Raw genomic sequence first — 25,037 nt, forward strand, 5'->3', positions numbered from 1 at the left:
GCGCGGACCGTCTTCTGCGATCGTTCTCTTCCATCCGGACTGTAACCGTCGGCTCCGGAATCGCACCGGATCTGCTGACCCTTCCGATAGGCTGGAAGGCGCTCGCGGGCTTGGGCCGAAACCCTTACCGCCGGTGGGGACTTTCACCCCGCCCTGAGAACATTAACGGCGGTTTTATGGGAGAGGAGGGTGGCGCTGTCAATCGACGAGTGTCCAATCGAAGGATCGCGGCGCTGCAGGACCAAGGTTCCTCGCCCCCACGAAATGGGGAGAGGAGGCTCGACGAAGCCGAGACGGAGAGGGGAGCGCCCTACGAAGGCCCCCTCTCCGTCCGCTTCGCGGACACCGCTCCCCCGCCTTTGGCGAGGGGCGAGGAACCCAAGCTTTGAGATGCTGGCGGAGCATCTGGTGTCCTACCAAACGTCTCCCGACAAGGGAGACTACCCACGTTCCGGGAACATCGCCTTCAGCCCCTCGCGCGAGGCTTTCGCTACGCCGCGCTCCGTGATGAGACCTGTCACCAGCCGGGCCGGCGTCACGTCGAAGGCCGGGTTGGCCGCCGGGGTGGCATCCGGCGAGACGCGCACCTGCGCGACCTTTCCGTCAGCCGCCTTCCCCCACACCAGCGAGACCTCGTCGCCCGAGCGTTCCTCGATCGGGATCTCTTTCAGCCCGTCGGCCACGGTCCAGTCGATGGTGGGCGAGGGGAGCGCGACATAGAAGGGCACGTCATTGTCGGCGGCGGCCAGCGCCTTCAGATAGGTGCCGATCTTGTTGCAGACATCGCCATTGGCGGTGGTGCGGTCGGTGCCGACGATCACCATGTCGATGTCGCCATGCTGCATCAGGTGGCCGCCGGCATTGTCGACGATCAGCGTGTGCGGCACGCCGTGGCCGGCCATCTCCCAGGCGGTCAGCTGTGCGCCCTGGTTGCGCGGCCTCGTCTCGTCGACATAGACATGGACGGGAATGCCGGCCTCGGCCGCCAGATAGATCGGCGCGGTGGCGGTGCCATAGTCGACCGTCGCCAGCCAGCCGGCATTGCAATGGGTCAGGATGTTGACGGTCTCGCCCGGCTTCTTCTTCGCCGCGATTTTCTTGATGATCTCAAGCCCGTTCTCGCCGATGGCGCGATTTAAGCCCACATCCTCGTCGGCGATCTCGGCGGCCCGCTTGTAGGCCGCTTCTGCGCGCTCTTCCGGCGCCAGCGGCTTGAGGAACCGCTGCATCTCGTCCAGCGCCCAGCGCAGATTGATCGCCGTCGGCCGTGTCTTGTGAAGGGTCTCCCACACCGCGTCGAGCGCCTCGTCCGACGGATCCTCCGTCATCTGGATGGCAACGCCATAGGCCGCGGTGACGCCGATCAGCGGCGCGCCGCGCACCCACATGTCGCGGATCGCGGTGGCGATGCCGGCGACGCTTCCGATCTTTTCGATGCGGAACTCATGCGGCAGCCAGCGCTGGTCGATGATCTCGACCGACCGCTTGTCGTCGCTGAGCCAGATGGTGCGATAGTGACGTTCGCCGACGTTCAAAGGCTCTTCTCCTGTTCGATCAGCGCGGCCAGATTGTTGACCTCGTCGATGCTGTGGATCTGGCGCCGGTTGACTGCGATATGGCGTCCGAAGCGCAAAGCCTTGGCCTCACATCTGGCGCGCAGATCGGCATTGGCAATGGTTTCGAAATCGGCATTGTGGGCCAGCCCGAGGATGCGCCGGTGCACCTCGATGCCGGCAAAGCCGAGCAGGTCGGTCCAGATGGAGTGCAGCATGTGGTCGAGCGCCTGCTCTGAGCCGAGCAGGTCGCCCTGATCCTCGAACAGGCTCCTCTGGTAGAGGATGCCGGTACGCTCGGTCCGCCACAGATGCGAGAACTCGGCGCGGAAGGTCGCCCAGGTCTCGGCCGTGACGCCGAGCAGATAGGCGCGCATGGAGTCGCGGCTGCCTTTCTCCTCGTGCCCGCGCTGCGAGAAGAAGGCCATCCAGAAATTGGCGAGCAGCATGCCGACATCGAAGGCGATCGGGCCGTAGAAGGCGAACTCCGGATCGATCATCCTGGTCTCGCTGTCCGTCACCATGATCGAGCCCGAATGCAGGTCGCCATGCAGCAGCGTCTCGGCATTGGCGGCGAAGAGGTGCTTCAGCCGCTGCGCCTCGACCTTGAGGTCGCGGTCGGCGCGCAGCTCGGCGACCAGGCCATCGAGTTGCGGCGAGGTATGCCGGTTCATCTTGGCGTCGAAATAGGGATCGGAGAACACCAGATTCTCGGTGATGTCGCAGAGCTCCACATTATCGGCAAACAGCGCCAGGTCGGCCTTGCGCTCTTTCGTCACCATCGAGAGATCCGAGCCGCGGAACAACGTGCGGGCCATGAACAAGCCGATGTCGCGCGCGATGTTCGGCAATTCGCGGCCGTCGATCAGCGCGCGCCTCAGAATGACGTGCGGCGGCGCCAGATATTCCATGACGATCAGCGCCTGGGTCTCGTCGAAATGGTAGATCGCCGGCACCGAGCCGGGCGCCCGGCGCTCCTGTCTTGTCAGCGCATGGTATTCGAAGAAGGAGCGTTTGAGCGGCAGCGGCCAGCTGTCGCCGACCAGCCGCACATAGGGCAGCGCCTGTTTGACCACCGCCGCGCCCTTGTCGCCTTCGACGATGAAGACGAGGTTGAGGTTGCCGTCGCCGACCTCACGCACCTTCCAGCGGCTGGCATCCTTGCCGATCCGCTCGGTCAGCGCCGCGGTCCCGCCAAGGCGCTTCGGCAGCGTCTCCCACCGACAATGCTTCGAACTTCCCGGTCATGCTCTCCCTCCTGCGCGCGGTTCCGACGATAGCGGAGCCACGGCGGCGGGGCCAAGCTAGGAAGCGCTCTGGCAAATGTCAATCGTGTTGACAATTGCCGAGCGAGCCCATAGCGTCACGATCCGGGAGGAACGGATGGGCGCAGATGCCGTGTTCCATGTGGAGGGCCTGAGGAAATCCTTCGGCCAGAACGAGGTGCTTGGCGGCATCTCGCTCGATCTCTTTGCGGGCGAGGTGACTGTGCTGATGGGCGCCAACGGCGCCGGCAAGTCCACCCTGGTCAAGATCGTCAGCGGCGTCTACGAACGCGGAGCGGGCACGATGCGGCTCGCAGACCAGGCCTTCGACCCGCAGTCCCCCGCCGAAGCCATCCGCGCCGGCGTCGTCACCGTGCACCAGAACATCAATGACGGGGTGGTCGCCGACCTCGACGTCGCCACCAACCTGACGCTCGACCGGCTGAGCGGCAGAGGCGCGTCGTTGCTTTTCAAGCCTGCCAATGTCCGGGCCGAAGCGAGAGCGGTCGCCGACCGCATGGGACTTGCCATCGACCTCAAGGCGCGCGTCAGCGGCTTGTCGTTGGCCGACCGGCAGATGGTGGCGATTGCGCGGGCCATGGCGCATCGGCCCAAGGTCCTGATCCTCGACGAGCCGACCTCTTCGCTGTCGAGCGCCGAAGCCGACCGGCTGTTTTCACTGATCGACCGGCTGCGCGGGCAAGGTGTCGCCGTACTCTACATCTCGCACCGCATGTCCGACATCCGGCGGCTGGCAGACCGTATCGTGTCGATGCGCGACGGCGTCGTCTCCGGCACCTTCGACCGGAAGCCGCTCGACTATGAGGGCGCGGTCAACGCCATGCTCGGCCGCAAGATCCACCTCGACAGGGTGGTGGCGAGAAGCTCGGCCCGAGCCGTCTTCACCGCCGAAGGCCTGCAACTCGCGCAAGGGTCGAAGCCGATCTCGATGACGCTGGGCACCGGCGAAGTGGTGGCGATCACCGGTCTGGTCGGCGTCGGCAAGACGGCGCTGGCAGAAACGCTGTTCGGCGTGCGCAGGCCGCTCGCCGGCACCATGCAGATGGATGGCAAGCCCTATGCGCCGGGCTCGGCGCGCGAGGCGATCGCCGCCGGCGTCTTCCTCGTCGCCAAGGACCGCGCCGCGAGCGGCATCGTCGGCGGCTTCAACATCGAGCGCAACATCAGCCTGCCGTTTCTCAAGCGCATGTCGAGCTTCGGCGTCATGAAGAAGCGCGCCGAGCGCGCCGCCGCGCGCCGCCAGATCGACGAGCTCGGCATTGTTTGCCGCTCGGAGAAGGACGAACTCTCCGCGCTTTCCGGGGGCAACCAGCAGAAGGTCATGGTGGCGCGCTGGATGTCGCAGGCCTCGCGCCTCTTCATCCTCGACGAGCCCTTCCAAGGCGTCGACATCTCGGCAAGGCGCGACATCGCAGCCAAGCTGAGGGCCAGCGCCGACGGCCGCGCAACGCTGATCTTCGTCACCGAGATCGACGAGGCGCTGGAAACCGCCGACCGCATCCTGGTGATGTCGGAACAAACGATCGTCGGCGAGCACCGGAACGATAACATCGATCTCGACCGGCTGTTGGCGCAGGTGGCCGGCGGGCCGCTCACCAGCGCGGCGTGAGATCGCAGGATGACGAGACTCGGAGTGCAGGCATGAGTTCCAGTTTGGCGGACAAGGCAGCGGCGCGAGAGCATTCGATGACGTTGCGCGATTACGCCATCCGCTACGGCTTCATCGTCCTGCTGATCGGACTGATCGCCTATTTCGCGGTCGCCGCCGAAGGCTTCGCGTCGCCGCAGAGCGCCGTCTTCATCTTCCAGTCGGTGGCCATCACCGGCGTGCTGGCTCTCGGCGTCACCGCGACCCTGGTTGTCGGCGGTTTCGACCTGTCGATCGGCTCGGTCGCCACCAGCGCCATGATGGCGGCTTCCTACGCGATGGTGGTGCTGGAGCAGAACGCCATCGTCGCGGTCATCGCCTGCCTGGTCATCGGCGTCATCGTCGGCCTGATCAATGGCTGGTTGATCGTCTATATGCGGGTGCCCGACCTGCTGGCGACGCTCGGCATGATGTTCCTGCTGCTTGGCCTGCAGCGTATCCCGACGGAAGGCCGCTCGATCGCCACCGGCATGACCATGCCCGACGGCTCGGTCGCCAACGGCAAGTTCTCGGAAGCCTTCCTGGCGCTCGGCCGCCACCGCATCGACTTCTTCATCCCGAACCTGATCCCGGTTTCGGTGGTGGTGCTGGTCGTGCTCGCCCTGCTCATCTGGTTCTTTCTCGAATACACCCGCTTCGGCCGCATGATGTATGCCGTCGGCAGCAATGAGAGGGCGGCCGAGCTCGCCGGCGCGCCTGTCAAGGCATACAAAATCTGGGCCTATGTCATTTCGGGAGTTTTTGCCTCGATCGGCGGGATTTTGCTCGCTGCCCGGCTTGGACGCGGCGACATCGCCTCGGGTAATAATCTCCTGCTCGACGCAGTAGCGGCGGCGCTCATCGGTTACGCGGTGCTCGGCGCCGCCAAGCCCAACGCCTTCGGCACGGCCGTCGGCGCGGTGTTCGTCGGCGTTCTGCTGCAAGGCCTGACGATGATGAACGCCCCTTATTACACGCAGGATTTCGTCAAGGGCGCGGTGCTCGTCGTCGCCCTTGTCTTCACCTTCGCCCTTTCCGGCAGGGGCAAGAGATAGTTTCGACCGGGGCATTGAGACAAAACGGAGGAAAACCAAGTGAGCATCACAAGAAGACTTTTGGGGAAGGCAGCACTCGGCCTCGCTGGCGCGGCGCTGCTGATGCAGGGGACCGCTTTGGCGGCGGAGCGCCCGGCGCCGTTCGACAAGCCGGGCGTCAAGATCGCGCTGGTGCGCTATCTTTCGACCGGTGACTTCTTCCAGGCCTATCTCTCCGGCGTCGAGGCGCAGGCCAAGGCGCTCGGCGTCGACCTGCGCGTGCTCGACAGCCGCCAGGACGCCGCGCTCCAGGCCGACATGGTCGACCAGGCGATCGCGCTCGGCGTGCAGGGCATCATCATCCAGCACGGCCTGACGGAATCGATGAAGGACGCCGCCCAGCGAGCGGTCGACGCCGGCATCAAGGTCGTCGCCTTCGACGTCAATGTCGAGAACCCGAAGATCCCGCAGATCGAGCAGTCCGATCGCGACCTGGCCAAGCTCGCGCTCGAGCAGGCGATCAAGGACAATGGCGAGAGCTGGAAGGCCGGCTATGTCTATGTCGCCGGCATCGCCCCGCTCGACCGCCGCAACGAGACCTGGGTGGACGTGAAAAAGAAATATTCGGGCATCAACGAGGTCGCCCAGTTCGGCACGCTCGACAATCCGATCGCCAACTCCGTCGCCAACCAGGCGCGCTCGGTTTTGCAAGCGCATCCCGACATCAACGTGATGTTCGCGCCCTATGACGAGTTCGCCAAGGGCGTGAAGATCGCCGTCGACGAAGCCGGCCTGAACAAGAAGATCAAGATCTATTCTGCCGACATTTCGACCTCGGACATCGCCGCGATGCGCGAGCCGGACAGCGCCTGGGCGGCGACCGCCGCCACCAACCCGGCCGTCGTCGGCCAGGTTTCGGTGCGTGCGCTGGCGCAGCTTCTCGCCGGCGAGGATCCCGGTCACAACGTCATCGTGCCGCCGACGCTGATCACCCAGAAGGAGCTGATCGACAAGGACATCAAGAACATGGAAGACCTGTCGGCCAAGCTGCCGCAGTTCGCCCATGCCGATGTCGCGATGCCGGCCTGGATGCCGAACCCGAACGCCAAGTAAGGGGTCAAGCGGTCGCAAAATGAGGAGAGCGGCCCAATGGGCCGCTCTCCGTCTTTTCAGCCGGCTGGAAGCGGTCTTATCGCTGCCAGAAGGGCAGCTTGGCGATCTCCGCCTCGACCTCTTCTTTAGTCAGCCCGATATCGTCGATCAGATGCGGATTATCCGTCGCCATGCGCTTGAGGTCGAAGCGAAAGCGGGCCTGCTTGCGGCGCTCCGCGATGAGGCTGCGCAAAGCTGAGAGGCTGTAGCGCGAGCGGCCGGTGTGCATTGTGGGCGTCGCCAGACATGTAGAAGGTACAAAGCTGTCGTTCATGGCAGCCTCCATCGAAATGAGGGTTCCGAGAGCCCTCGACCTGATTGAGATTGCAGTGTGCCGCAGGCGGCCGGCGGCGTAATTAAGCCCTCCCAAATAGTTCTCAAAACTTCCAAATCGGCTATAGATCGCCGCATGCAGGGATCGCGCTTTGCCTTTGGACCGTTCGTGCTTGATCCGGGCGCCGGAACGCTGCTTCGGGGCGATGTTCCCGTCGCCGCCGGGCATCGCGGGCTGAAGCTGCTGGAAGCGCTTGTCGCGCGCCCGGGCGAGATCCTGGGCAAGGCCGAGCTGATGGACGCGGCCTGGCCGGGCACGGCCGTCGAGGAAGGCAATCTCACCGTCCAGATCGCGCAGCTCAGGAAGCTGCTCGGTCCGGCGACCGGTGGCGGCGAGTGGATCGCCACGGTGCCGCGCGTCGGCTATCGTTTTACCGGTACCGTCGAACAGTCCGACGCCACGCGCAAAACCTTGCCGCTGCCCGACAAACCGTCGATCGCCGTCTTGCCCTTCGTCAATCTGAGCAGCGATCCCGAGCAGGACTCTTTTGCCGACGGCTTGACCGAAGATTTGATCACCGATCTTTCGCGGATCCCCGGCCTCTTCGTCATCGCGCGCAACTCGGTCTTTGCCTACAAGGGCAAGGCGATGGACGTGCGCGCGATCGCCGGCGAACTCGGCGTGCGTTACCTGCTGGAGGGCAGCGCCAGGCGCGCCGCGGGGCGCGTGCGCATCAACGCGCAATTGATCGACGCGCTGAGCGGCGAGCATCTTTGGGCCGAGCGTTTCGATCGCGGTCTGGAAGACATCTTCGCCGTTCAGGACGAGGCGACAGCCAAGATCGTCGAGGCGCTGCTCGGCCGGCTGCGCGCGCCGCCGGAGCGCAACCGGCCGAAGAACCTCGAAGCTTATGATCTCGTCGTGCGGGCGCGCAAAATGTTCGACGAGTCGCCGCAGATGGCGCGCGAAGCGCATCTGATGCTGACGCGCGCGATCTCGCTCGATCCCGATTACGCGGAGGCCTATCGCTGGCTGGCCATGAACCACTGGATGAGCTGGGTGCATTGGGGCGAGCCGTTTGAGCCTGCTCGCAGCACAGCCCTGGAACTCGCGCGCAAGGCCGTGGCGATCGACCCCAACGATGCCGGCTGTCGCTGGGTTCTAGCGAACCTTTTTGCCTATGAACGCGATTTCGAGCAGTCCGAGGCGGAATTCGCCAAGGCGATCGAGCTTGACCCGAACGAGGCCGACATCTGGGCGACATTGTCCGATATCAACGTGCTGGGCGGGCGGATAGATGAGGGCCTTGAGCACATTCGCAAAGCGTTCCGGCTCAACCCGTTTCCGCCGAGCTGGTATTATCTGACGCTCGGTCAGGCGCAATATGCGGCCCGTGACTATGAAGCCGCCATCGAGACGCTGCGCCGCGATGAGACCTACCGCACCAGCTCGCGCCGCTTCCTGGCGGCAAGCCTGGCGCAGCTCGGCCGCATCGACGAGGCGCGCACCGAGGTCGCCCTGTTCCTCGTCGGCAATCCGCATTTCACCACGCAGCGCTGGGTCGAGACAGAGCCGTTCCGCGATGATGCGATGCTTGAGCATTTCGTCGACGGGTTCAGGAAGGCCGGCCTGCCGGAGTGAGGCCGGCGTAACCTCACCGGCCGGCGCGCGCGAGCCCATGTGCCACCAGGCGGTCGATGACTTCCGAGTAGCTGACGTCGCTCGCCGCCATGGCCTTGGCGTACATGCTGATGTCGGTGAAGCCGGGAATGGTGTTGAGTTCATTGATCAGGAATGTCATGTCCGGCATCAGGAAGAAGTCGACGCGGGCCATCCCGTCGCAGCCGAGCGCCCTGAACGCCTTTGCGGCCGTCGCGCGCATGGCATCCTCGACCTCCGGCGGCAGCTCGGCCGGCACGATCAAGGCCGCGCCGTTCTCGTCGATATATTTGGCCTGGTAGTTGTAGAAACCATGGCTTTCCGCGGGCACGATCTCGCCCGGCCGCGAGACGAAGAGTTCGCCCGCGGGGCTCTCAAGCACGCTGAATTCGATCTCGCGGCCACGAACGAATTCCTCCGCCAGCAGCTTGCGGTCGTGCTGGAAGGCTTCCGCCAGCGCGCGGTCGAATTCCTGGCTGGCATTGACCTTTGCGATGCCGACCGACGAGCCCTGCCGCGCCGGCTTGATGAACAGCGGCAGCCCGAGTTGCTCTTCCAGCACGGCAAGTGCCGGCGCCGCACCCTCCTCGATCGTCACCGAGCGGGCGACGGGCAGTCCGGCCGCCCTCAGCAGCCGCTTGGCGATGTCCTTGTCGAGCGCCGTTGCGGACCCCAATATGCCGCAGCCGGCGAGCGGCACGCGCGCCACCTCGGCAAGACCCTGCACCGCGCCGTCCTCGCCATGCAGGCCGTGCAGGACCGGAAACAGGATATCGATGGCGGGCAGTTCGTGGGGCGTGCCGTTTGCAGGGATCGCCAGCATCCGTCCGTGGCCGCCCGGCACCAGGCAGAGCTGCGTGCCGGCGCATGGCGTCGCCAGCGCGCCGTCCTCGAAGCGGCTCAGCAGCCATTGCCCTTCGCGGGTGACGAAGATCGGAATCGCATCGTATTTCGCAGGGTCGAGCGCCCGCATGACATTGGCTGCTGAAAGCAGCGATACGTCATGCTCGGCGGAGCGTCCGCCGAAGAGTACGCCGATACGAAGTCTTTTCGCCGCCATCTGGAGCTCCACCAATGAGCAAGGTTGGGCTCGCATGTGAAACACAGGCGCCCTTAAACTCATTGAGCAATACGCGAAGGATTGGAGCGGATTTTGGCCGGTTCGAGCAGTTCTTCAGCAGAACGTGAAAAGCCTGCGTCTGAACCGCGCCAACAGGGAGACTGAGCGGTCCGTCGTTTCCGAAGAACGATGAACCGCTCCGGGAGTGGTGGATACGTCTGCCTGGTCAGCGCAGCGCCGCCGCGATATTGCCGCCGTCGACCGTCGTCACATCGGCCGTGGTGCGTTCAGCAAGCGCCTGGTGCAGGAAGGCCTGCGCCACGTCGTCGGCCGTTACTTCCTGTCCAAGCAGATTGCCGGACATGTATTCCTTCTCCGACACGCCGCGCGCGCCCGACCGGCTGGCGATCATCGCGTCGGTCAGGAGACCGGAGCGAATGCGGTCGGCGTTGACCGCATTGGAGCGGATGCCATAGGCGCCGTAGTCAAGCGCATACTGGCGCGACAGGAACAAGGTCGCCGCCTTGGGCAGACCGTAGGCGCCGAATTTCGGCCCGGGATTGATCGCCTGCTTCGAGGTGTTGAAGAGCAGCACGCCGCCCGTGCCCTGTTCAAGCATGATGCGAACCGCATTCTGCGCCGCCGACTGATGGGCGAAGAAGTTGAGCTCGAAGCTCTTGCGCAAGGTGGCGTCGTCGAGCTCGCCGATCCGGCCTTCCCAGGCAGCGCCGGCATTCGAGACCAGGATGTCGACGCCGCCATAGACGGCGACCGCCTTGTCGAAGGCGGCGCGCATCTCGGCAGGATTGGTGATGTCGGCGCCGACGCTGACCGAGTTGTTGCCGGCCGCCTTCGCCGCTTCCGCGGCCTTGCCCGCGTCGAGATCGACGACGACGGCATGCGCGCCATTGGCCGCGAACAGTTTTGCCGTCGCGGCGCCGATGGCTCCGGCGCCACCGGTGATCAACACCACCTGGCCGGTCAGCGGCTTCGGCTTGTTGGAAGCGAGCTTGGCCTGCTCCAGCGACCAGTATTCGAGCGGGAAGAGATCGGCCTTGGAGAGCGGATGGAAATTGCCAACCGCTTCCGCGCCGCGCACCGCCTCGATCCACATTTCGCCGACATCCGACGCGATCTTCGCATCCTTCAGCGTGCGGCCATGGCCGAACATGCCGAGCCCCGGCACCAGCGTCAGGCGCGGCATCGGGTCGAGCATGGTCCGCTTGACGTCGTCCAGCGCATCATTGGTTTCGAAATAGGCGCGGTAGTCGTTGGCAAAAGCCTCGACATGACTCTTGATGACGGCCTTATAGTCGCCGAGCTTGTCCGCGTCGGGCGCCGGCACCGCCATCGGTCCGGTCTTGATGCGGATCGACAGGTCCGGCGTCGACACGCCGCGCCCGGCCAACTCGGCGATCTTCGCGGAATTGATGAAATCGAGGATCGCATCCGACGTGCGGAAGTCGCTGATCATCCGGTCGAAGCGGCCTTCGCCGCGCGCCACGGCAACCGCGCCGCGCAGCGCAGGCGCGATGTCGCTCGGCTTGGCAAGCTTTGCCGGCAGCGCCGCCTTGGCCGCCTGCGGCTTGCCGTTCTTGGCGACATAATCCTCGGCCACAGTCACATAATGGATCATGCGATCATAGGCCTGCTTCGCATCGTCGCCGAAGGTGAAGATGCCGTGCTTGTCGAGGATGAGGCCCTCGACGCTCGGGTCGGCGTCGAACACTTCCGCCGCGACCTTGGCGAGGTCGAAACCCGGCTTGATGTAAGGCACGTAGCCCATTTTGTCACCGAACACGGCCTTGATCAGTGGCTTGCTGTCTTCCTGGTCGACGATGGCGAGGATTGCCGTCGAATGCGTGTGGTCGACAAACTTGTGCGGCAGGAAAGCGTGCAGCAGCGTTTCGACCGAGGGGTTGGGGGAGGCGGGATCGATGAGGTTGGAACGCTGCAGCGCCACCATGTCCTCGTCCGAGAGCTTGTCCAGTCCGCGCGCCTTGAGCAACGCGCGCATCTTCACCGCCGGCAGGCCTTGCGGTTCGATGACCGCCATGTCCCAGCCGCTGCCCTTGACGCAGAGCACATCCCATTCGTCGCCGACGAGATCGGTGGCCTTGGTCTTGCAGGAGGTATTGCCGCCGCCATGCAGCACCAGGCGCGGCTCGCCGCCGAGCAGGCGGGTCGTGTAGACGCGCAGCGCAAGGTCGCGGCCGACGCCTTTCTTGGCATAGTCGGCAACCATCTTTTCCGCGTCGGCGTCGTTCCAAAGGTTCTTCATGTCGTTCCGTCCGATACTCGTCTTTTTGCTCATGAACAGAAAGCCGCGACGTCCGTATGACAGAAGCGGCGAGAGGTTTCTAAGAGGCCTTCCTGGTTGCCGTGGCGGTGTGCTGCAGCAGGCGCTCGGCCATATGCGCGCCAATCACCAGATGCGTGCAGAGCCCGCCGGCGATGGCCGAAAGCAGCGGCTCGAACTTCGTATCCTCCTGCACCACCATCAGCCGCTTCTCGATCGCGCGCAGCGAGGCAAGCTCGGCGGAGATGACGCGCCGGTTGTAGCTGCAGTCGAGCACTTCGCCCCTGGCGTCGATGATCTGCCCGGCGATGACGCCGGCGGCACCCTGGCTGCGCAGCGCTTCCATTTCGGCCGGCGACAGCGCGCCACATTTCACCAGATGGCTGTCGGCGTCGACGGCGCCGACGGAATAGAGCGCCAGGTCGCAGTCGGCGATGCCGGCCAGCTGGTCGCGGATCACCGGCTCGGCGCGCAGGCTCTTCGCCAGCTCTTCCGTCGACAGTACCAGCGGCGCGTAGAAGTTCAGGCCCTTGGCGTTGAGCCGCCGTGCGATCTCCATCGTGCACTGGTCGGGCCGATAGGAATAGGGCGCGCCGAGATTGCCGCAGAGCTGCACCACGGTCACGTCCTGCAGGTCGGCGAAGGACATGATATCGGCGATGGTGTAGACGGTGCGGCCCCAGGCGACGCCGATGCGGTCGCCCTTCTTCACCAGCTCGAGAAAGACGCTCGCCGCCAGCACGGCGATATCGGTCGAGGGGTCGGCGAGATATGCATTTTCCGGCGCGATCCAGACGGCGTCCAGGCCGAAGGCGTCTTCAACCTTGCGCGCCATGACGTCGTCGGTAAAGAGCTGCGTCGAGGTCGAGATGTTGACGATGCCGGTCTCGCGCGCCTTGCGCAGATACATGGCGACCGAGGCGCGTGAAATGTTGAGCTGGCTCGCCACTTCGTCCTGACGAAGGCCGTGTGCATAGTAAAGCCAGGCGGCCTTGTGGATGAGCTGTTCTGCCGGTCTGATCGCCATGCCGCCTCCTCGGCTGACATTAGTCACGGCTCTCGACAAAAGTCAAATTTGCATGCGAGAGCCCGATCGCGGCTCAATCCGGATCGCCATTCTACCAAGCCGGCGCAGCGTAGCATTTTCAGCCACGGAAGGGGGATAGCGTGACGGCGGGCCTGAGGCTAGAAAGCTCGAAAAGAACATCGGGGAGAACGGGATGGCCAATCCCTACGAACAGGATCTCGACCGGAACGCCGCCAACCACCAGCCGCTGACGCCGCTCACTTATCTCGAGCGCGCGGCCAAGACCTATCCCGATCATGTCGCCATTATCCATGGCAGCCAGCACATCACCTATCGCGAGTTCTGGCGCCGCTCGCTGAAGCTAGCTTCGGCGCTTGCCAAGCGCGGCATCGGCAAGGGCGACACGGTGACGGTGATGCTCTCCAACACGCCGCCGATGCTGGAAGCGCATTTCGGCGTGCCGATGGTGAAGGCGGTGCTGCATTCGCTGAACACCCGCCTCGATGCCGCCGTCATTGCCTTCCAACTCGACCATGCCGACAGCAAGGTGCTGATCGTCGACCGCGAATTCTCGGGCGTCGTCAGGCAAGCGCTGGCCTTGGCCAAGGTGAAGCCACTGGTCATCGACTATGACGATCCGGACTACGCCGCCGATGCTCCTTATCCGAAGGGCGATCGTATCGGCACGCTCGATTATGAAGAGTTCGCCGCCGGCGGTGACGAGGATTTCGCATGGTCGATGCCCGATGACGAATGGGACGCTATCTCGCTGAACTACACGTCGGGCACGACGGGCAATCCGAAAGGTGTCGTCTATCACCACCGCGGCGCCGCGCTGATGGCCTATACCAACACCATTCATGCCGGTATGGCCAAGCATGCGGTCTATCTCTGGACACTGCCGATGTTCCACTGCAACGGCTGGTGTTTTCCCTGGACGCTCGCCGTGCAGGCCGGCACCCATGTCTGCCTGCGCTGGGTGCGGGCAAAGCCGATCTATGACGCGATCGCCGACCATGGCGTCACCCATCTCTGCGGCGCGCCGATCGTTATGTCGATTTTGATCAACGCCAAGGACGAGGACAAGAGACAATTCGCGCAGACCGTCACCTTTAACACCGCCGCAGCACCTCCGCCCGAGGCCGTGCTTTCAGGCATGGCCGACGCCGGCTTCGCCGTCACCCATCTCTATGGCCTGACCGAGACCTACGGTCCGGCGGTCGTCAACGAATGGCACAATGAGTGGGACGAGCTCGAGAAGGGCCCGAGGACGGCGAAGAAGGCGCGCCAGGGCGTGCGCTATGCTTCGCTCGAAGGGCTGACGGTGATGAACCCGGAGAGCATGGTCGAAACGCCGGCCGACGGCGAGACCATCGGTGAGGTCATGTTCCGCGGCAACATCGTCATGAAGGGGTACCTCAAGAACCGGAAGGCCACCGACGAGGCCTTCGCCGGCGGCTGGTTCCATTCCGGCGATCTCGGCGTCATGCACCCGGACGGCTACATCCAGCTCAAGGACCGCTCCAAGGACATCATCATCTCGGGCGGCGAGAACATCTCCTCCATCGAGGTCGAGGATGCGCTCTACAAGCATCCTTCCGTCGCCTCCTGCGGCGTCGTCGCGCGCGCGGATGAGAAATGGGGCGAGGTGCCGGTCGCCTATGTCGAACTGAAGCCCGGCAAGACCGCGACCGAAGCCGAGATCATCGAGCACTGTCGTTCGCTGCTGGCCCGCTTCAAGGTGCCGAAGGCGGTGGTGTTTGCGGAAATCCCGAAGACATCGACGGGGAAGATCCAGAAGTTCCGGCTGAGGGAAATGACGAAGGGTCTCTGAGCCTTGAACGGGCGAGACCGAGTTCCCGCCCACCCCCTCTGGCCTGCCGGCCATCTCCCTCGCAAGGGGGGAGATTAATCTCGTCACCGCCTTCACCAATCACAAACGTCATAAGAGGTGAAGCGCCGTCGCTGAAGCTGCCAATTTCCCCCCCTTGCGGGAGAGATGTCCGGCAGGACAGAGGGGGTGCGAAGGCGGCGCTTGAGAATGTTCTCGTTCTCGTCATCTCCGCCACCCCTCGCAACTGTCACCATCCGTCACCAAATTATACGTGTACGTCGATTTCGCGTTGACTCCTCACTGCTTTCGTTTTACGACTGACGAAAATTGAAATTCGTCACTCATCAAACGAAAGCGCCATGTCCGAAGCCGCCAACATCGTGGCAGATCCCGCCAGACAGGAGAATGTCACCCGCATTCTGGACTGCGCCGAGCGGCTGTTTCGCCATTACGGCTACGGCAAGACCAATGTTGCCGACATCGCCCGCGAGCTCGGCATGTCGCCGGCCAACATCTACCGTTTCTTTGCCTCCAAAGTGGAAATCCACCAGGCCGTGTGCGGCCGCATGCTCGGCGCCAGCTACAAGATGGCCTATGAGATCATGCATCTCCCGGTCAGCGCCGAGGAGCGGCTGCGCCGCTACATCCATGCCCAGTACAAGATGACGCTGGAGACCATGCTCGACGAGCAGAAGGTCCATGAGATGGTCATCGTCGCGCTGGAGCGCGACTGGTCCGTCATCGACAAGCATGTCAACAGCATCCACGACCTCTATGCCGAGGTGATCCGCGAGGGCATCGAGGCCGGCGAGTTCAGGGAACAGGATCCGGAGACGGCCTCGCGCTGCTTCGGCGCGGCGACCGTCATTCTGTGCCATCCGCAGATGGTGGCGCAGTGCCTTGCCAAGACCAACCGGGCGATGCCCGACGAGCTAATCGACTACGCCATTAGAGCCTTGAAATAGAAGCTGTCCGCCGAGTGCGGTCGACAAATCATCTCCAGTTCGGGAGTGCTAAGGTGTCTTTGTCCAGTTCCATCCTCCGCAGGCTGCCGGCCGCCGGGCTCCCAACCGCCGCCGTCATCGCAGCGGTGCTCGGCCTTGCCGGTTGCAGCCAGGAGAAGGCCGAGATCGTTCAGGAAGTCATCCGCCCGGTCAAGGTGGTTGAGATCGGCGAGGCGCAGACCACCCGTCAGCTCGAATATTCCGGTTCGGTGCGCGCCCGCACCGAGATGAATCTCGGCTTCCGCATCGCCGGCAAGGTCACCGAGCGTCTGGTCGATATCGGCCAGCACGTGAATGAGGGCGACGTGCTCGCCCGCGTCGATCCGGCCGACTACGAACTGTCGGTGAAGAGCGCCGCGGCCAACCTCGACGCCTCCGAGCGCCAGGTCGAGACCGTCGACCTCGCCAGGAAGCGCGCCGAGCAGCTCTATGCCAAGAATTTCGCGCCGAAGTCGCAGCTCGACCAGGCGCGGCTGACCTACGACCAGGCGGTGGCGACCCGCGACGCTGCCCGCTCGACGCTCGCCCAGGCGCAGAACCAGGTTCAGTATGCCGATCTGAAGGCCAGCAAGAACGGCATCGTCACCGCCATCTCCGCCGATGTCGGCCAGGTGGTCGCCGCCGGCACGCCGGTCATGACCGTCGCGGTCGACGGCGAAAAGGAAGTGTCGATTGCGGTGCCGGAGATGGACATCGCCGGTTTCCGTCCGGGCAAGGAGGTCAAGGCGAGCTTCTGGTCGGATGAAGGGCTCACCCTCGACGGCAAGGTCCGCGAGGTCGCCGGCAGCGCCGATCCGCAGTCGCGCACCTTCGCCGTCCGGGTCTCGCTGCCCAACGATCCGCGCGTGCTGCTCGGCATGACTGCCAATGTCCAGGCGACCGTCGGCAGCAAGGCTGAGCTCGTGTCGATCCCGCTGACGGCGATGACCGAGAAGGACGGCAAGCAGATCGTCTGGACGGTCGATCGCGCCTCCGACACCGTGCATCCGCGTCCGATCAAGGTCGCCAACTTCACCGCCGACGGCGTCGCCGTGGCCGACGGGTTGAAACAGGGCGATGTCGTGGTCGCGGCCGGCACCCAGTTCATGACCGACAATTTGAAGGTCAAGCTTTCCGGCGACGCCCAGCAATCCGCCTCGGCGGAGGCTGACTTGGCGACCACCAGCAGCCTGCACTAACCAGGCGCAACAGACGCCTTTCCCGCTCTCGCTGCGTCTAGCCGCGAGCCCGGGGAGGCACGGGTTCCGGGCGGCGGATGCCCGATCGTGAGATGCCGGCATGTTGGCTTCCCCCGCAGCAGTGCCGCGTCGTGCGCGATTTGCGAGTCTCTCTCCGCTTGAGGGTCTCGCCGCCCGGAAACCCGACCGAGAATTCACGGGCAATGCCAAGTGTGCATTGCCGCCCAATTGGACTGGACTTGTGCCATGACCACCACGACCGACAGCAGCACGGAAAAGCGGCCCTTCAACCTCTCGCGCTGGGCGATCGGACATCCGAGCATCGCGCGCTTCCTGTTCGGGCTGATCATCCTGGCCGGCGCGCTCGGGCTGATGCGCATGGGCCAGAAAGAAGACCCGGATTTCACCTTCCGCGTCATGGTGGTGCAGGCAATCTGGCCGGGCGCCTCGATCCAGGACATGGAGGACCAGGTCGTCAACAAGATCGAGCGCAAGCTGCAGGAGACGCCGCATCTCGACTTCGTGCGCTCCTACACCCGCGCCGGCAGCGCCATCATCACGCTTCAGGTCAAGGGCGACACCAATGCCGAGGAGGTGAAGGACGCCTTCTACCAGGTGCGCAAGAAGGTCGGCGACATCGCCAACGAATTGCCGCAAGGCCTGCTCGGGCCGTACTTCAACGATGAATTCGGCGACACTTTCATCACGCTGCACTCGATCAGCGGCGACGGCTTCACCTATCCGGAGCTGAAGAAATTCGCCATCCAGGCGCGCGACATGCTGTTGACGACGCCGGGCGTCGAAAAGGCCGTCATCATCGGCGATCAGCCGGAGAAGATCTATATCGACGTCTCGTCCAAGGCGCTGGCCGAACGCGGGCTGACCATCGTCGACCTGCAGAACGCCGTGAAAGGGCAGAACGCCGTCGATCCGGCGGGCTCGGTCGACACCGGCCTCCGCTCGGTGCGCATCTCGGTCGAGGGCGACGTCACCAAGGCCGCCGACATCCGCGAGCTGAGGCTGCGCTCCGGCAACCAGGTGACGCGTCTCGGCGATATCGCCACCGTCTCTTCCGGCCTCGAGGATCCTTACGAGCGCAAATATCGCTTCAATGGCCATGAGAGCGTACAGGTCGGTGTCGTCATGGCCAAGGGCTTCAATGTCAGGGACGTCGGCAAGGATGTCGAGGCGACCTACCAGCGCTTCGAGGAGGGGTTGCCCTACGGCGTTTCTGTCGACCAGATCTCCGACCAGCCCGAAGTCGTGAAAGATGCCATCAACGAATTCATGGAGGCGCTCGGCGAAGCGCTGCTCATCGTGCTCGTCGTCTCCTTCCTGTCGATCGGCTGGCGCTCCGGCCTGGTGATCGCCATCGCCATCCCGCTGGTGCTCGCCGCCACCTTCGCCATCATGTACGAGATCGGCATCGACCTACAGCGCATCTCGCTCGGCGCCCTGATCATCGCGCTCGGCCTGCTCGTCGACGACGCCATGATCGTCGTCGAGATGATGGAGCGAAAGCTCGAGGAGGGGCTGGTCAAGATCGAGGCGGCGAGCTTTGCCTATACCTCGACCGCCTTCCCGATGCTGACCGGCACGCTGATCACCACGGCGGGTTTCATCCCTGTCGGCTTCGCGGCCTCCACCGCCGGCGAATATGTGCGCACGCTGTTCTATGTCGTCGGTATCGCGCTGGTCGTGTCGTGGTTCGTCGCGGTCTATTTCACGCCGTGGCTGGGCTACATGATCCTGAAGCAGCGCAAGCACGCCGGCACGCACCATGATGTCTTCGACACCGGCTTCTACCGCCGCCTGCGCGCCACCGTCACCTGGGCCGTGCGCCACCGCATCATCGTTTTGGTGATGACGCTGGTCACCTTCGCCACCAGTCTGTGGGCCTTCCAGTTCATCCCGCAGAACTTCTTCCCGCAATCCTCGCGCCCGGAAATCCTGGTCGATCTGTGGTTGCCGGAAGGCACCTCGATCAAGGAGGTCGAGAGCCAGGCCAAGGCGCTGGAAGCCAAGATGATGGACGATCCCGACAAGCGCTTCATCGCCACCTATATCGGCGAGGGCGCGCCGCGCTTCTTCTTGCCGCTCGACCAGCAGCTCAGGAATCCCAACTTCGCCCAGCTCCTGGTGATGGCCAAGGACGAGCCGGCGCGCGAGCGGCTGATCGTAAAGATGCGAAGCATCCTCGCCAAGGACTTCCCCTCGATCCGCGCCAAGGTCGACCGCCTGTTCCTCGGACCGCCGACCGGCTGGCCGGTGCAGATGCGCGTCATGGGTCCGGACCGCAAGGAGGTGCGCCGCATCGCCGACGAGGTGAAGGCGAGGTTCCAGGCCAATCCGCTGCTCGGCGCCATCCATGACGACTGGCTGGAACCCGTGCCGGCGATGAAGCTGGTGATCGACCAGGATCGCGCCCGGGCGCTTGGCGTGACCTCGCAGCGCATCCGCCAGATGCTGCAGGCCGCCATGACCGGCGCGCCGCTCGACGATTTCCGCGACGGCGAGGAGACGGTCTCGATCGTCGCCCGCGAGCCGGAAGCGACCCGCCACCTGCTCTCTTCAGTCGACTCGGTCTACATCCCGACCGACTTCGGCGGCTCGGTGCCGCTGTCGCAGGTGGCCAAGGTCGTGCCCGTGATGGAGCAGGGCATCGAATGGCGGCGCGACCGTCTGCCGACCATCAGTGTGCGCGCCACACTGCCGGACGGCGTGCAGTCGAACGACGTCGTCACCAAGATGTACAACGACATGAAGGACCTGCGTGCCGGTCTGGCGCCTGGATACAAGATCGAGATCCAGGGCGGCGCCGAGGATTCGGCCGAAAGCCAGGCCTCGATCGCGGCCAAGGCGCCGATAATGCTCGCCATCATCGTCATATTGCTCATGGTGCAGCTGCAGCATTTCGGCAAGGCGATGTTGGTGCTGGCCACCGGTCCGCTGGGCATCATCGGCGCCGCCGCGGCGCTTCTGATCAGCGGCGCACCGTTCGGCTTCGTTGCTATCCTCGGCGTCATCGCGCTGCTCGGCATCATCATGCGCAACTCGATCATCCTGGTCGACCAGATCGACCAGGATATCGCGGCCGGCATGGAGCGATCGGAGGCGATCGTTGGTGCTGCCGTGCGCCGTTTCCGGCCAATCATGCTGACGGCGCTCACCGCCGTGCTGGCGCTGATCCCGATCTCGCGCGCCGTCTTCTGGGGGCCGCTGGCCTACGCCATGATGGGCGGCATCCTGGTCGCCACCGTACTCACCATCCTGGTGCTGCCGGCCGGCTACGCGCTGTTCTTCGGCCGCGCGCCGAAGAAGGCCAAGGCCGACGAGCAGGCGCCCGAGCCGGAGAAGATCGAAGGCATCGAGCGGCCGCAACTGGCGCTGGCCGCGGAATAAACAAAACCGGCCGGTCCGAGGCGGACCGGCCGGTTCCTTTGCCGCGGGGGCTGCGGCAGTCAGTTCGTCAGATCACGAAAATCCAGTTGGCGACGAGCACGACGATAATGCCGGCAACAAGCGTCAGATAGGGCAGCATGCCTGCCTTCTTGACTGAGAGGTCGGCTCCCGCCATGCCAAGGTCGGCCAGCATGTGCTCGGGGAATTTGCCGCCGTCCTGGATGTAGTGACGGAAGCAGAACACCGGGATGATCAAGGCGGCCGTGATCAGGCCGGCCCACAGCGCCATCGGGTTCCACACCTTGGCGCCGGCGCCCATGAAGACCGCGTTGACATAGGCGAAGATCGCGCCGATGCCGAGCAGCCACGTCGGCGCCTTCCACGGCCGCTTGATGTGGCCGTTGTCGATGCGATGGATCCAGCCCGCGTTGAGGTTGAGGAAGTTGAAGATGATGTAGCCGCAGTTCGACACGGCGAGGATGAAGAAGAAGCTCGTCGCGTCGGCCGAAGCGATCGCCAGCACGATCAGGTTGAAGCAGAGGTCGGTCCACATGGCCCGCGTCGGCGCACCATGCTCGTTGACATGGCTGAGATAGCGCGGCAGCCAGCCGTCGACGGAACCCTGGTAGAGCGTGCGCGAGGAGCCGGCCATTGCCGTCATGATGCAGAGCACCAGCGCCAGGATCATCAGCATGACCAGCAGACTGTGGATCAGTCTGCCGCCGCCGACCATGCCGGCCAGCGCGTCGGCAACGCCCGAGCCGTCGACGATCGGCGTCGCCAGCATGCCGTTCAAGCCCAGCACGCCCTGGAAGGTGAAGGGCACCAGGATGAACAGCAGCATGCAGAGCAGGCCGGAGTAGAAGATCGCCTTGAAGGTGTCCGTGCCGGGGTTCTTGAATTCCGACGTGTAGCAGACCGCAGTCTCGAAGCCGTAGGTCGACCATGCGGCGATGAACATGCCGCCGAGCGCCAGCGTCCAGCCGGCAATGTTCCACGAGCCGGGGTCGGGCGCATAGGCTGTGGCCAGCGGCACCAGCGGTGAGAAATTCGCCCAGTCGATCTGGCCGGTGAAGATCGGCACGACACCGACGATCAGCATCGGGATGATGACCAGCAGGCCGATATATTTTTGCACATTGGCCGTGCCCAGGATGCCGCGATGCTGGATCGAAAAGATGATCAGCATCAGCACGGCGCCGATGAAGAAGGTGGCGTTGAAGGTGAAGGATACCGGACCAAGCGTGTGGCCCCACAGCGACCATGTGCGGATCGCCGGCGTCGCGGCGGCAGTGACCGCGGCGATGGCGTCGGCGGGCGCCGTCCCGGCATGCGCGGCGATATAGGCGGCCACTTCCGGCGAAGCCTCGGTAAAGATTGGCACCGGCGCCAGCGCGTTGAGGATATAGGCAGCCGCGATGGAGCAGCCGAGCGATAGGACCGGCGTCCAGGCAAACCAGTTGCACCACACCGACAGCGGCGCGATGAATTTCGAGTAGCGCAACCAGGCCGTCGCGCCATAGATCGAGGCGCCGCCCGACTTGTTCGGGAACAGTCCGGCGATTTCTGCGTAGGTGAAGGACTGCAGGAAGCCCATGATCATGGACACCGTCCAGATCAGGAAGGCGAGCTTTCCGGTCGTGCCGGCAATGCCGCCGATCGAGAACAGGACCAGTGCCGGAACGCCGCTTGCCACCCAGAAGGCGCCACGCCAGTCGATGTGCCTGAGCAGCTTGCTTTCGGCAGGCTGCTCGAGGGCCGTGCTTATCGTGCTCATACGGTTGTCTTCCCCTTTTTCTGTTCCCCGCCGGCGACGCTTCGGCTTTTGCGAAGCTTGCTCCCCGGCAAATCATCGAGCGACTGTCGTGTTTCCACTCAGTCGTATTTTTTTCTTAAGAGTGAAGATTGATCCGACACGCTTTCGCGTCAAGCGTTTTGTGAATGTCATGCACATCACGCTTGTGAAACATCGGCTCTTCCCTTCTCCCCTTGTGGGAGAAGGTGTCGCCGAAGACGACGGATGAGGGGTGTTCCAGCGGATTGAGGCGTTGGCGTTCCCTGGACACCCCTCATCCGTCTCGGCGCTGCGCGCCGATCCACCTTCTCCCACAAGGGGAGAAGGGGAAGATCGCCGCTATCACGAACGAGGCTTGGTCTTCTGTGGATCGTAATGAGCGAAGGCCACGACGCGTGCCGGCAGCCGCTTGGCGTGGCCGTCGAGCTTGCCGATCTCGACCTCCGTGCCGATCTCGGCATGGGTGACGTCGAGCCGTGCCAGCGCGATGGTCTTGCCGAGTACCGGCGAGCGCATGCCGGAGGTGACGACGCCGATCTGGGCGCGGCCGACATGGACGCAGTCACCATGGCCGACCGGGATGTTGGCGTCGATGTCGAGGCCGACGAGCTTGTGCTGGGGATGCTCCTTGCGCCGGATCAGCGCGTCGCGGCCGATGAAGTCGTCGGCCTTGGTCTTGAGCGGCACGGTGAAGCCGATGCCGGCCTCGAATGGATCGGTCTGGTCGGAGAATTCATATCCGGCGAAGATCAGCCCGGCCTCGATGCGCACCATGTCGAGCGCCTGCAGGCCCATCGGCTTCAGCCCATGCGGCTGGCCGGCTTCCCAGACGGCGTCGAACACTTTTTCGGCGTCGCGCGGATGGCACCAGATCTCGTAGCCGAGCTCGCCGGTGTACCCGGTGCGCGAGACCACGACCGGAACGCCGTTGCCGCCGCCGATGCGCGCGACGGCGAAGCGGAACCATTCGAGGTCGCCGATCGAAGGCTGCACCGGCGAGGTCCAGACGACCTCCTTCAATATGTCGCGGCTCTTCGGCCCCTGCACGGCGATGTTGTGCATCTGATCGGTGGAGGAGCGAACCAAGACGTTGAGGCCAAGCTTTTTGGCGGTCTCGCGCAGCCATTCGCCGGAAAAATCGTCGCCGCCGACCCAGCGGAAATTGTCCTTGCCGAGCCTGAGCAACGTGCCGTCATCGATCATGCCGCCATGCTCGTAGCACATCGCCGTATAGACGACCTGACCGACGCCGAGCTTCTTGACGTCGCGGGTCAGCGTGTATTGCAGCAGCGCTTCCGCATCCGGTCCGGTGACCTCGAACTTGCGCAGCGGCGACAGGTCCATGATCACTGCATCCTGCCGGCAGGCCCAGTATTCGGCGATGGGGCCTTCCTTGGCGAAGGAGTTGGCCAGCCAATAGCCCCTGTATTCGACGAAGTCGCGCGTGTGCTTGGCAAAGCTCGAATGAAAGGCTGTCTCGCGGGTCATTTTCGGTTCCGAGTCGGGCTTCATGCGTCTGGCGATCGCTCGCGAGAATTTGTGCTGGCCGGAATACGCGCGCACATGGATATCGGTCAGGTCCCAGCCATTGGCGGGCGTGGTGTCGTCCGGACAGGCCGAGGACACGCAGACGATGTCGGTCAGCGCGCGCAAGAGCACATAATCGCCCGGCCGCGACCAGGGCTCGTCCGACACCATCACGCCATGCGCGTCGATCGCCGTGTTGAAGAAGAAGTTGATCGCCATCCAGCCCGCGCGCGGCATCACGCCCTTGTCGGAGAGCGCCTTGTTGAAATTCTCCGAGCAGTTGGTGTGACCGGGATATCCGATGTCGTCGTAGTATTTGGCCGCACAGGCGAGCGCGAAGGCGTCGTGCCGGCCGCACGTGTCCTGCACCACCTCGACCAGCGGCTCCATGTCCTGGTCGTAATATTTCGAATGCAGTCCCGGCATCGGATAGGCCGAGCCCATCAGCGTGCGGGTCGTCGTCACGTCGAGCGGCAGGTCGCGGCCCTTGTCCAGCTTGCGCGCCGAAAAACACTGGAAGTCGGTGCATTGCCGGCCGTCGACATCGATGATCTGCAGATAGTCGCCGGCCTTGACGAAATAGGATTCAGCGGTCGCCGACTTCACACGAAGGTCGAGCACCGGATCGGCGAGCGGATCGGGAAGTTGCGACCTGTTCTTCAGCCGGATCGTGGCGCGGCGCACCAGGACGGTGAGCGGCGTCGCCGTGTTGTGGCCGTCGACCAGCATCGGTCCGCCGGGAGCCGCAATCAGCAGCGCGCCGTCGCGCTGGACCGAAAAGCTCTGCTCCGTTCCGGCCGGCGTGGCGCCGCCGAACACGCGCACGGCCCTCGGCTGCTCGAACTGCACGTTGCGGCGCTCGAGGCTGAGGCGCAGCGCTGAAAGGCTGTCGTTTCTCTGGGCGAGCAGTGCCTTGATGCCGGCTGCATTGCTGTTCGACCGTTCGCCGAAAATGCCGGGATCGGTGACGCCGGACTTGTCCCAGGCCAGCAGCTCGCAAGGCTGACCGCCCTCGACATTGGTCACGCTGACGCTGTCGCCGGCCTCGATATCGATCAGCACCGCGCCGTTGCCTTGCACGGTGTAGCGTTCCATGCCGGGCGGCAGCGCGATCTGTCCGGGTCGGAGAATCAGGCTCGGCCGAGGCGGTCCGGATGCGACGGCGGGGTAGGGCGACTGGCTCATCTCAAACCCTCCTCCGAGCGAGAAACAAGTTTGCCTGTATGTAAAATTATTTTAGCACTAAGAATAGCAGGGGAGATGGATTTGGCAAGCACTGGCTCCGCCTTCTCCCCTGTGCGAGTAGGTGGCCGCGAAGCGGCCGGA

General features: G+C 64.2%; 15 protein-coding genes, 1 pseudogene and 1 riboswitch. Of the genes and pseudogenes, 8 read left to right on the plus strand and 8 right to left on the minus strand.

Annotation, left to right across the window (positions count from 1 at the left end; translation table 11 throughout):
• Window positions 1-18: 18 nt before the first annotated feature.
• Window positions 19-165, minus strand: a riboswitch (FMN riboswitch).
• Window positions 166-440: 275 nt separating this feature from the next.
• Together mtnA and mtnK are read right to left on the minus strand one after the other, a co-directional pair.
• The gene (gene mtnA, locus ACVMIM_RS13570) at window positions 441-1,535 is read right to left on the minus strand and encodes an S-methyl-5-thioribose-1-phosphate isomerase (RefSeq protein WP_476112476.1); all 1,095 of its coding nucleotides are present in this window, start codon (window positions 1,533-1,535) and stop codon (window positions 441-443) included.
• Window positions 1,532-2,801, minus strand: a pseudogene (mtnK, locus tag ACVMIM_RS13575) (S-methyl-5-thioribose kinase). Before mtnK ends, mtnA begins: the two are co-directional and overlap by 4 nt.
• Window positions 2,802-2,936: 135 nt before the next feature.
• Here mtnK and ACVMIM_RS13580 point away from each other — a divergent pair.
• The 3 genes from ACVMIM_RS13580 (at window position 2,937) to ACVMIM_RS13590 (ending at window position 6,613) form a co-directional block, all read left to right on the plus strand.
• Window positions 2,937-4,448 carry a sugar ABC transporter ATP-binding protein gene (locus tag ACVMIM_RS13580; RefSeq protein ID WP_476112477.1) on the plus strand — a complete coding sequence of 504 codons (1,512 nt, stop codon included), beginning with the start codon at window positions 2,937-2,939 and terminating at the stop codon, window positions 4,446-4,448.
• A 77-nt stretch (window positions 4,449-4,525) separates the two neighbouring features.
• A complete protein-coding gene (locus tag ACVMIM_RS13585) occupies window positions 4,526-5,521 on the plus strand; it encodes an ABC transporter permease (RefSeq protein ID WP_040998082.1) in 996 nt (331 codons plus the stop codon).
• Window positions 5,522-5,560: 39 nt separating this feature from the next.
• On the plus strand, window positions 5,561-6,613 hold the full coding sequence (locus ACVMIM_RS13590) for a substrate-binding domain-containing protein (RefSeq protein ID WP_476112479.1): 1,053 nt from the start codon (window positions 5,561-5,563) through the stop codon (window positions 6,611-6,613).
• Between the two features lie 76 nt (window positions 6,614-6,689).
• Here ACVMIM_RS13590 and ACVMIM_RS13595 read toward each other — a convergent pair whose 3' ends face one another.
• The gene (locus ACVMIM_RS13595) at window positions 6,690-6,926 is read right to left on the minus strand and encodes a DUF1127 domain-containing protein (RefSeq protein WP_476112480.1); all 237 of its coding nucleotides are present in this window, start codon (window positions 6,924-6,926) and stop codon (window positions 6,690-6,692) included.
• A gap of 135 nt (window positions 6,927-7,061) precedes the next feature.
• Here ACVMIM_RS13595 and ACVMIM_RS13600 point away from each other — a divergent pair, with 135 nt between their 5' ends.
• The gene (locus ACVMIM_RS13600) at window positions 7,062-8,567 is read left to right on the plus strand and encodes a winged helix-turn-helix domain-containing tetratricopeptide repeat protein (protein ID WP_476112481.1); all 1,506 of its coding nucleotides are present in this window, start codon (window positions 7,062-7,064) and stop codon (window positions 8,565-8,567) included.
• A gap of 13 nt (window positions 8,568-8,580) precedes the next feature.
• Here ACVMIM_RS13600 and ACVMIM_RS13605 read toward each other — a convergent pair whose 3' ends face one another.
• From ACVMIM_RS13605 to ACVMIM_RS13615, 3 genes are all read right to left on the minus strand, one after another.
• Window positions 8,581-9,645, minus strand: coding sequence for a D-alanine--D-alanine ligase family protein (locus ACVMIM_RS13605; RefSeq protein ID WP_476112483.1), 1,065 nt, complete (start codon window positions 9,643-9,645; stop codon window positions 8,581-8,583).
• Between the two features lie 226 nt (window positions 9,646-9,871).
• Window positions 9,872-11,926, minus strand: a complete 2,055-nt coding sequence (locus ACVMIM_RS13610; RefSeq protein WP_476112484.1) for a bifunctional aldolase/short-chain dehydrogenase — start codon at window positions 11,924-11,926, stop codon at window positions 9,872-9,874.
• Between the two features lie 79 nt (window positions 11,927-12,005).
• Entirely contained in the window at window positions 12,006-12,971 is a 966-nt protein-coding gene (locus ACVMIM_RS13615; protein ID WP_476112485.1) for a sugar-binding transcriptional regulator, read from the minus strand.
• Window positions 12,972-13,164: 193 nt separating this feature from the next.
• Between ACVMIM_RS13615 and ACVMIM_RS13620 the strand changes: the two genes are divergently transcribed.
• From ACVMIM_RS13620 to ACVMIM_RS13635, 4 genes are all read left to right on the plus strand, one after another.
• On the plus strand, window positions 13,165-14,805 hold the full coding sequence (locus ACVMIM_RS13620) for an acyl-CoA synthetase (RefSeq protein WP_476112487.1): 1,641 nt from the start codon (window positions 13,165-13,167) through the stop codon (window positions 14,803-14,805).
• A gap of 359 nt (window positions 14,806-15,164) precedes the next feature.
• Complete coding sequence (locus ACVMIM_RS13625; protein WP_337095585.1) at window positions 15,165-15,770, plus strand: TetR/AcrR family transcriptional regulator; 606 nt, start codon at window positions 15,165-15,167, stop codon at window positions 15,768-15,770.
• An 83-nt stretch (window positions 15,771-15,853) separates the two neighbouring features.
• The gene (locus tag ACVMIM_RS13630; protein ID WP_476117211.1) at window positions 15,854-16,987 is read left to right on the plus strand and encodes an efflux RND transporter periplasmic adaptor subunit; all 1,134 of its coding nucleotides are present in this window, start codon (window positions 15,854-15,856) and stop codon (window positions 16,985-16,987) included.
• Between the two features lie 246 nt (window positions 16,988-17,233).
• Window positions 17,234-20,389: an efflux RND transporter permease subunit gene (locus tag ACVMIM_RS13635; protein ID WP_476112489.1), complete on the plus strand. Its 3,156-nt coding sequence runs from the start codon at window positions 17,234-17,236 to the stop codon at window positions 20,387-20,389.
• Between the two features lie 67 nt (window positions 20,390-20,456).
• Here ACVMIM_RS13635 and ACVMIM_RS13640 read toward each other — a convergent pair whose 3' ends face one another.
• Complete coding sequence (locus tag ACVMIM_RS13640; protein ID WP_476112490.1) at window positions 20,457-22,166, minus strand: APC family permease; 1,710 nt, start codon at window positions 22,164-22,166, stop codon at window positions 20,457-20,459.
• A gap of 360 nt (window positions 22,167-22,526) precedes the next feature.
• A complete protein-coding gene (locus ACVMIM_RS13645) occupies window positions 22,527-24,896 on the minus strand; it encodes a DUF1989 domain-containing protein (protein ID WP_476112492.1) in 2,370 nt (789 codons plus the stop codon).
• Window positions 24,897-25,037 lie beyond the last annotated feature (141 nt).

Source organism: Mesorhizobium sp. USDA 4413, assembly GCF_056280365.1.

Coding starts and splice junctions, on each gene's coding strand:
- ACVMIM_RS13580 (WP_476112477.1), top strand. CDS start 2,937: ATGGGCGCAGATGCCGTGTTCCATGTGGAGGGCCTGAGGAAATCCTTC.
- ACVMIM_RS13585 (WP_040998082.1), top strand. CDS start 4,526: ATGACGTTGCGCGATTACGCCATCCGCTACGGCTTCATCGTCCTGCTG.
- ACVMIM_RS13595 (WP_476112480.1), bottom strand. CDS start 6,926: ATGAACGACAGCTTTGTACCTTCTACATGTCTGGCGACGCCCACAATG.
- ACVMIM_RS13600 (WP_476112481.1), top strand. CDS start 7,062: ATGCAGGGATCGCGCTTTGCCTTTGGACCGTTCGTGCTTGATCCGGGC.
- ACVMIM_RS13605 (WP_476112483.1), bottom strand. CDS start 9,645: ATGGCGGCGAAAAGACTTCGTATCGGCGTACTCTTCGGCGGACGCTCC.
- ACVMIM_RS13610 (WP_476112484.1), bottom strand. CDS start 11,926: ATGAAGAACCTTTGGAACGACGCCGACGCGGAAAAGATGGTTGCCGAC.
- ACVMIM_RS13615 (WP_476112485.1), bottom strand. CDS start 12,971: ATGGCGATCAGACCGGCAGAACAGCTCATCCACAAGGCCGCCTGGCTT.
- ACVMIM_RS13620 (WP_476112487.1), top strand. CDS start 13,165: ATGGCCAATCCCTACGAACAGGATCTCGACCGGAACGCCGCCAACCAC.
- ACVMIM_RS13625 (WP_337095585.1), top strand. CDS start 15,165: ATGTCCGAAGCCGCCAACATCGTGGCAGATCCCGCCAGACAGGAGAAT.
- ACVMIM_RS13635 (WP_476112489.1), top strand. CDS start 17,234: ATGACCACCACGACCGACAGCAGCACGGAAAAGCGGCCCTTCAACCTC.
- ACVMIM_RS13640 (WP_476112490.1), bottom strand. CDS start 22,166: ATGAGCACGATAAGCACGGCCCTCGAGCAGCCTGCCGAAAGCAAGCTG.
- ACVMIM_RS13645 (WP_476112492.1), bottom strand. CDS start 24,896: ATGAGCCAGTCGCCCTACCCCGCCGTCGCATCCGGACCGCCTCGGCCG.